The organism is Microbulbifer mangrovi, assembly GCF_002009015.1.
GTDB classification, from domain to species: Bacteria; Pseudomonadota; Gammaproteobacteria; order Pseudomonadales; family Cellvibrionaceae; genus Microbulbifer; species Microbulbifer mangrovi.
In genome coordinates this window covers 1-6809 of the sequence record NZ_LZDE01000189.1, presented here as the reverse complement: position 1 = coordinate 6809, position 6809 = coordinate 1, and the positions used below count along the sequence as shown (strand labels likewise).

Sequence of the window (6809 nt, the reverse complement as noted above, 5' to 3'; positions counted from 1 at the left end):
CGCGTGGAAGTACTGCGCGGTCCGCAGAGTATTCTGTTTGGAAAAAATACCGTTGCCGGTGCGCTGAATATTACCAGTGCGCGCCCCACCGAAGATTTCACCGCGAAACTGAGCGCGAGTTACACCCCCGAGTTCGAGCAGAGCGAACTGGAAGGCATGGTATCTGGTGAGCTGGCCGACGGTGTGCGTGGTCGCCTGGTATTGCTGTCCCGGGAAATGGACAAGGGCTGGGTACACAACGAGTTTTACGATACCAACGATCCGCGCAGTGACGAGCTGATGGGCCGTGCCACCCTTGAGTGGGATGTGTCCGACAGCACCGTTGTTACCGCAATTGCTGAAAGTGCGGACTTCGACATGGGTGCTTTCCCGCACGCGACCAAAGTTGCGGGGCCGCTGGCGGCACTGGGTGCCATCGAGGGTACCGATGTCACCAGCATGGGTAACACCAACCCGGTGCTGAATTTTGGCGCCACCCAGAAAATGGCCGGCAATCACAACGAATTCACCGTAATGAGTGAAACCGAGCTGGATGCCGGCACCCTCAATATTGTTGCCGGTCACTCGGCCTACGATTACGAGCGCTACCTGGATGCGGACTACTCGCCCCTGGATGGCCTGCGTTTTGACGATACCGAAGATTTTTCCCAGAACAGTCTGGAAGTGCGTTTCAGCGGCAGCGCCGGTGACAACTTCGAATACATGACCGGCCTCTACTGGCAGCAGCAGGACATGACCGTCGACGGTCTGTCCCTGTTCAATATCCCGGTGCTGCAGCAGGTGCTACTGGGCGGCTGTGCTGCAGGCGTGGGCGCCATGGGCGGCGATCTGGGTTCACTCTATGTGGGCGGTGATGCGGTTGCCACCGGTGCCGGCGTGATCGGACTCGGCGGCCCGGCCGGGCTGGTAAATGCCTGTGGCACCGCTGCGGCATTTGATGGCATACCGGATGGTGTGGGCCGTTATGCGCGACTGCGACAGCAGACTGACACCCTCGGCGCATTTGCCCAGGGTACCTGGCACATCACCGACAGTTTCCGTACGACCCTCGGCCTGCGGTATACCAGCGAAGAGAAGTCTGCAGACAAGGCCACTTACGCGGTGGACTTTGCCGAGCGCAATACCACGCCAACCGAGCAGGCCTGGGTAACTGCGGTGGCCAGTTCGGTGGGTGAATTCACCACCCATAGCTTCAGCTCGAATGACCCGGGTATGACGCGCAAGGAAAACAGCCCCACCTGGTCTGTAAACCTGCAGTACGACCTGAATGACAGTGTCATGGCGTACACCACGGTCTCCACCGGCTTCAAGGCGGGCGGTTTCAACTCCTTCTATATGCGCAGCCCGACCCGCGGCAACGGCGCCTTCTCTGAAGACGTGAGCTTTGAAGAAGAGAAAGCTACCTCCTTTGAAATTGGTCTCAAGTCGACCCTGCTCGGTGGCGCGGCGGAGCTGAATGTGGCTGCGTTCCAGACCCGCTTCGAGGATCTGCAGGCGGCAATCTTCAGCGGTAACACCACCTTCGAAGTGCAGAATGCGGCGGAAGCCACTTCCCAGGGTATCGAGGTGGATGGTCGCTGGATGGTGACCGATAACCTGACCCTGTCCGGTGCGCTGGGCCTGCTGGACTTCTCCTACGACAAATTCCCCAACCAAGCGTGTACCAGTGACCAGTTCCTGTCTGAGCGCGAGGCGCTGTACCAGGCCGCGGGGGCCGCTGGTGATATCGCCGGCCAGCTGGGCGCGGCGCTGGGTTACAACAACGCGCTGTGTGCCGCTGCGGGCACCAACGACCTCTCCGGCCGCACTGCAGCCAATGCCCCGGATACCACAGCGTCTCTCTCGGCCAGTCATTACCTGCCGCTGGGTAACTACGAGCTGAAATCGAATTTTGCGGTCAACTACTACAGTGATACCTACCGCGCGGACGACCTGGATCCGATCAGCCTGGAGCAGGGCAAGGCGTTTGTGAATGCCGGTCTGATCTTTATGCCGGTGGATGGTAGCTGGCAGGTCGCCCTGACCGGGAAAAACCTGACCGACCGCGATCACTTCAATTACATCAACGACGTGCCGCTGTTCGCCGGAGCGCATAACTACATGCCACTGGCCGGTCGCTCCTGGAACGTCAAGTTCAGCTACACCCTGGGTGATTAATTGCATGCTGGCAGCGGCGCCCCTGCGCGCCGTTGCTGCGCTTTGACATCATCAACGATAAAAATAAATTCGAGAAAACATTATGCAAACCATGGAATCCGTGGTGCTGCGCAACGGCGCCATTCAGCTGGAAACCGTCGACATTCCTCAACCGGGACCGGGACAGGTGCTGGTGAAATCCCTCGCCTGTGGAATCTGCGGCTCCGACCTGCACCTGACTCGTCACAGCGACGAAGTATTCGACCTCTACAAAAAGATGGGTTTGATGCCGGCGGAGCTCGAAGTCAACCCGGACATCATGCTCGGGCATGAATTCAGTGCAGAGGTCGTGGCCTATGGTCCGGAAACCCAGGGTGCCCTGGCGGTGGGCTCCAAGGTCACCAGCGTACCCATTCTGATGTCCCAGAACGGTGCGGGTATTGGCGTAACCCCCGGTGTGAACGGCGCCTATTCCGAATATTTCCTGCTCGACGAAGCGCTGATGCTGCCACTGCCGGAAGGGGTTTCCCCGCAGGCGGCGGCGATCACCGAGCCGCTCGCTGTCGGCCTGCATTCGGTCAATCGCTCGGATATCGGCGAAAACGAGGTGGCGCTGGTAGCCGGCTGTGGCCCCATCGGGCTTGCGGTCATTGCCGCTCTGCGTCTGCGCGGTGTGCGACACATCGTTGCTTCCGACCCGCAGGCCTCCAGCCGCGAAATGGCGCTGGAATTCGGTGCCACTGAAGCGGTAGACCCGACCAGCGACGATGAAGTCGCGAAAGCCGCTGCACTGGCCGGTGACAACCAGGTCGTAATTTTTGAATGTGTGGGAATCCACACGCTGCTGGACGGGTTTATTCGCCGTGCACCGCCCAAGGCCCGCCTCGTGGTGACCGGTGTGCACACCGCGGAAACACCGGTCAATTTCGCCTTCGCATTGGTGAAGGAAATGGATATCCGCTTTACCTACTACTACACACCGGAAGAGTTTGCCGAGTGTCTCAGCCGCATCGCCAAGGGCCAGGTCAACTGGAAGGCACTGTGGACCGGCACCGTGGGTATCGATGGTGTGTCCAGTGCTTTCAACACCCTGATGCGGCCCAACTCCCACATCAAAGTGATTGTGGAGCCCTGGCGTAAGGGCGAACTGGAACACGCGGAATAACATGAGGTAATTCCGATGAAAAATGTATTTGTAACCGGGGCCGGCGGCTTTATCGGTCGTCACCTGGTGGCGCAACTACTGGAGCAGGGCTGCAGTGTGATCGCACTGATGCTGCCCGGCGAACCTGTACCACAAACCTGGGGCGATCGCGTGCGCACAGTCACCGGGGATGTGCGCAGGCTCGATGCGGTCAGCGAAGAAATTGGTGCGGTCGACACAATCTTTCACCTGGCGGCGGTAGTGAGCGACTGGGGATCGCGCCAGGAACATGTGGATATCACTGTGCGTGGTACCGAGCAGGCGATTTTACTGGCACTCAAGTGGGATGCCCGCTTTGTGGTTACTACCAGTATCGCCGCATTTGCCAGTGCCATGGGCAGTGGCAGGATGGATGAGTCCACACCGCGCGGTGTGCCTTCTTCCAACTACGAGTTCGCCAAACAGCAACAGGAAGATGTCACGCTGCAAGCGGTACGCGAGCACGGCCTGCATGCAGTGATTATCCGCCCGGCCAATGTGTATGGCGTTGGCAGTGTGTGGGTCAATCGTTTCCATGAATTCCTGTCCGAGAAAAAACCGGCGTTGATGGGCAGTGGCGAATGGGACGCGGGTCTGGTGCACGTGCGCAACCTGGTTGATGCAATGACCCTGGCTGGTAGCAAAGACGGTATCGGGAGCGGCGAGATCTTTGTGATCTCCGACGGCCAGGGCGTGACCTGGAAGCAATATCTCAATGCACTGTCACAAACGCTATCTCTACCTCAACCCAAAAGTATTCCCAATGGCGTCGCGCGAATACTGGCTCCGGTTCTGGAGTTTTTCGGCAACCTGTTCGGCTTGAAGAAGGCGCCGCCGGTGACGCGCCTGGCTTATCGCCTGACCGGTGTCGAAAGCATCTTTGACGCGAGCAAAGCGCAACAACTTCTTGGATATCAGCCATCCGTCACGCTTGACGAAGCCATGCTGGAAATTCGTCAAGCCTATTCCAAAGCATAAAAACTGAAGCTCGCATAGAGCATGAGAGGAAAAGAACATGGTACTTCCAATGCCTATTCACCCGCAGGACTCCCTGCTTACCCTGAATACCAGCAAGCTGCCCTTGATCCGTGATGTGTTGCCAGGCGTGCATATCTATCCCTGTTTTCTGGATGCCGAGAACGGTGTCTGGGTATTGCGCGTATTGTTCGAGCCAGGCGTAACCCTGCCCAAGCACTTCCATACCGGCGCTGTGCACCTGTACACCATGAGCGGCAGTTGGCACTACGTGGAGTACCCGGACCAGCCGCAAACTGCTGGGAGCTACCTGTATGAGCCGGGTGGTTCCATTCACCAGCTGCACGTTCCGGAAAGCAACACAGAAGTGACCGACACCTTCATGATGGTGACCGGCGCCAATATCAATTTCGACGAAAACGACGAGTTCATGAATGTGATGGACGCCGGCTGGATTGAAATGATGATCCGCGAAGCCGCAAAGGCCCAGGGCATAGTGCCCCGTTATATCAAGCCAGCAGTGGGTGCGGGCTACTCCGACGAGTGATCAACTTGACCTGAAAGTAAGCGTCCTTATACGACTTTCCATACTGTGGTGTATTGCGGCCTTTTTCCGAAAGGAAGGCCGCCTTTTTCACACTTCATTTGCGCAAGCAAATGGCAAATTCGCGAAAACTAAATAACGAGAGAATCGGATGCGACTGATTTCTGGTGCCTGCCTACTGGCACTTGGTCTGGCAGGCTGTGGTGAGCAGGTGGCGAATAACAGCAGCGACCTTTCCGGGAGCAAAACAGAAACGGAACAGGCGGTAACTGATGGTGTGCACGTGGGGCCGGAGAATAACCCCAGCGAGGCCCGAGCCGCCGGTATCGCTGAACAGGTTTACTTTGGAAATTTTCACGTTCATACCAGTTATTCCTTCGACGCCCTGACCAATGGCGCCAATACCACACCGGCTGACGCCTACCGCTGGGCCAAAGGCGAGGCTATTCCCGCTGCGGCGGCTGCCGGGGTGATGCAGATCAAGCGTCCGCTGGATTTCTACGCGGTTTCCGACCACTCGGAATACCTTGGTGTATTCAAAAAAATGCAGGATCCGAATAACCCTGCGAGCAAACTACCGATCGCAAAGGAAATTACCTCGAAGGATAAGAAGGTCGCCTTTGACGCCTACGCACGGGTGCTGGACACCATGTCACCGGGCAAGGCCGATCCGGCCCTTGCCGATCCCTCCATCATGAAGCCGATCTGGCAGGAAGTGGTGAATACCGCAGACGAATATTACGAGCCGGGAAAATTCACCACCTTTCCGGCGTTTGAATGGACCTCTACACCTGACATGCGCAACCTGCACCGGGTGGTGGTATTCGAATCTTCCAAAGGAGTTCCGGAACTGCCGTTCAGTACCAACGAATCCGAAGACCCACAGGACCTGTGGAAATACATGGACCGCGCCCGTGCCAACGGCGCCACATTGCTGGCAATCAGCCACAACGGCAACGCCAGTGACGGCCTGATGTTCCCCACCGCAACCGCGGACGGCGAGCCGCTGTCGGCAGAGTATATCGAGGCGCGTCTCGCCAATGAGCCGCTGTACGAGGTGAGCCAGATCAAGGGCTCCTCGGAAACCCATCCGCTGCTGTCGCCGAACGACGAGTTTGCCGGCTTTGAATTGTGGGATTATTTGCTGTCCGCCAGTACCGCGGCGGTGCCGGAAAATAAAAAGGGCGGCTACGCGCGGCAAGCTTATCTCGATGGGTTGTCGATGGCCGCAGACGGACGTGGCAACCCCTACAAATTCGGTTTGATCGGCGATTCCGATACCCACAATGCAGCGGCCTCGGTGGAGGAAGACAACCACACCGGCAAATTCGCTTTTGAAGCAACACCCGAGAAACGCCTCGATGGCCCGCTTCCCGGTGACGACATCAACAATCGCCGTGTACGCGAGTTCAGCTCCGGCGGTCTCGCGGCTGTGTGGGCACCGGAAAATACTCGCGAGGCAATCTACGCGGCGTTGATGCGCAAGGAAACCTATGCAACCTCCGGCACTCGCATGAAACTGCGTTTCTTCGGCGGCTGGGATTTTAGCGATGACACCCTCGGCAAAGCAGACTGGTTGCAACAGGCTTACGACGCGGGCGTGCCCATGGGGGGCGATTTGCCCAGCGCGGGCAGCGGTAAAAAGCCGGTATTCCTGATCAGCGCCATGAAAGACAGTGCCGGTGCAAACCTGGATCGTATTCAGGTGGTGAAGGGCTGGGTCGAAGATGGCGAGCAGCACGAAGCGATCTTTGATGTGGCCCTTTCCGATGGGCGCGTTGCCGGTTCAGACGGCAAGGTGGCACCGGTGGGCAATACTGTCGACCCGGCCACCGCAACTTACACCAACGAGATCGGTGACGCTCAGCTGTCGGTGGTATGGCGAGACGATAATTTCCAGCCTCAGCAGCACGCTTTCTACTACGTGCGCGTGCTGGAAATCCCGACGCCGCGCTGGTCCACCTACGATGC

At 58.1% G+C, this 6809-nt stretch carries 5 protein-coding genes; all 5 read left to right on the top strand.

The window, feature by feature from the left end:
- On the top strand, positions 1-2157 hold a 2157-nt coding region (locus B4U49_RS01795), incomplete at its 5' end, for a TonB-dependent receptor (protein WP_143735470.1).
- An 82-nt stretch (positions 2158-2239) separates the two neighbouring features.
- Positions 2240-3301 carry a zinc-binding dehydrogenase gene (locus B4U49_RS01790; protein ID WP_078082872.1) on the top strand — a complete coding sequence of 354 codons (1062 nt, stop codon included), beginning with the start codon at positions 2240-2242 and terminating at the stop codon, positions 3299-3301.
- Positions 3302-3316: 15 nt separating this feature from the next.
- Positions 3317-4297: an NAD-dependent epimerase/dehydratase family protein gene (locus B4U49_RS01785; RefSeq protein WP_078082871.1), complete on the top strand. Its 981-nt coding sequence runs from the start codon at positions 3317-3319 to the stop codon at positions 4295-4297.
- Between the two features lie 37 nt (positions 4298-4334).
- A complete protein-coding gene (locus B4U49_RS01780) occupies positions 4335-4841 on the top strand; it encodes a 2,4'-dihydroxyacetophenone dioxygenase family protein (RefSeq protein WP_078082870.1) in 507 nt (168 codons plus the stop codon).
- Between the two features lie 148 nt (positions 4842-4989).
- Positions 4990-6809: DUF3604 domain-containing protein (locus tag B4U49_RS01775; protein WP_078082869.1), on the top strand; the 1820-nt coding region annotated here is incomplete at its 3' end.

Excerpts from the sequence above, each read along its gene's own strand:
- B4U49_RS01780 (WP_078082870.1), top strand. The coding sequence starts at position 4,335 with ATGGTACTTCCAATGCCTATTCACCCGCAGGACTCCCTGCTTACCCTG.
- B4U49_RS01785 (WP_078082871.1), top strand. The coding sequence starts at position 3,317 with ATGAAAAATGTATTTGTAACCGGGGCCGGCGGCTTTATCGGTCGTCAC.
- B4U49_RS01790 (WP_078082872.1), top strand. The coding sequence starts at position 2,240 with ATGCAAACCATGGAATCCGTGGTGCTGCGCAACGGCGCCATTCAGCTG.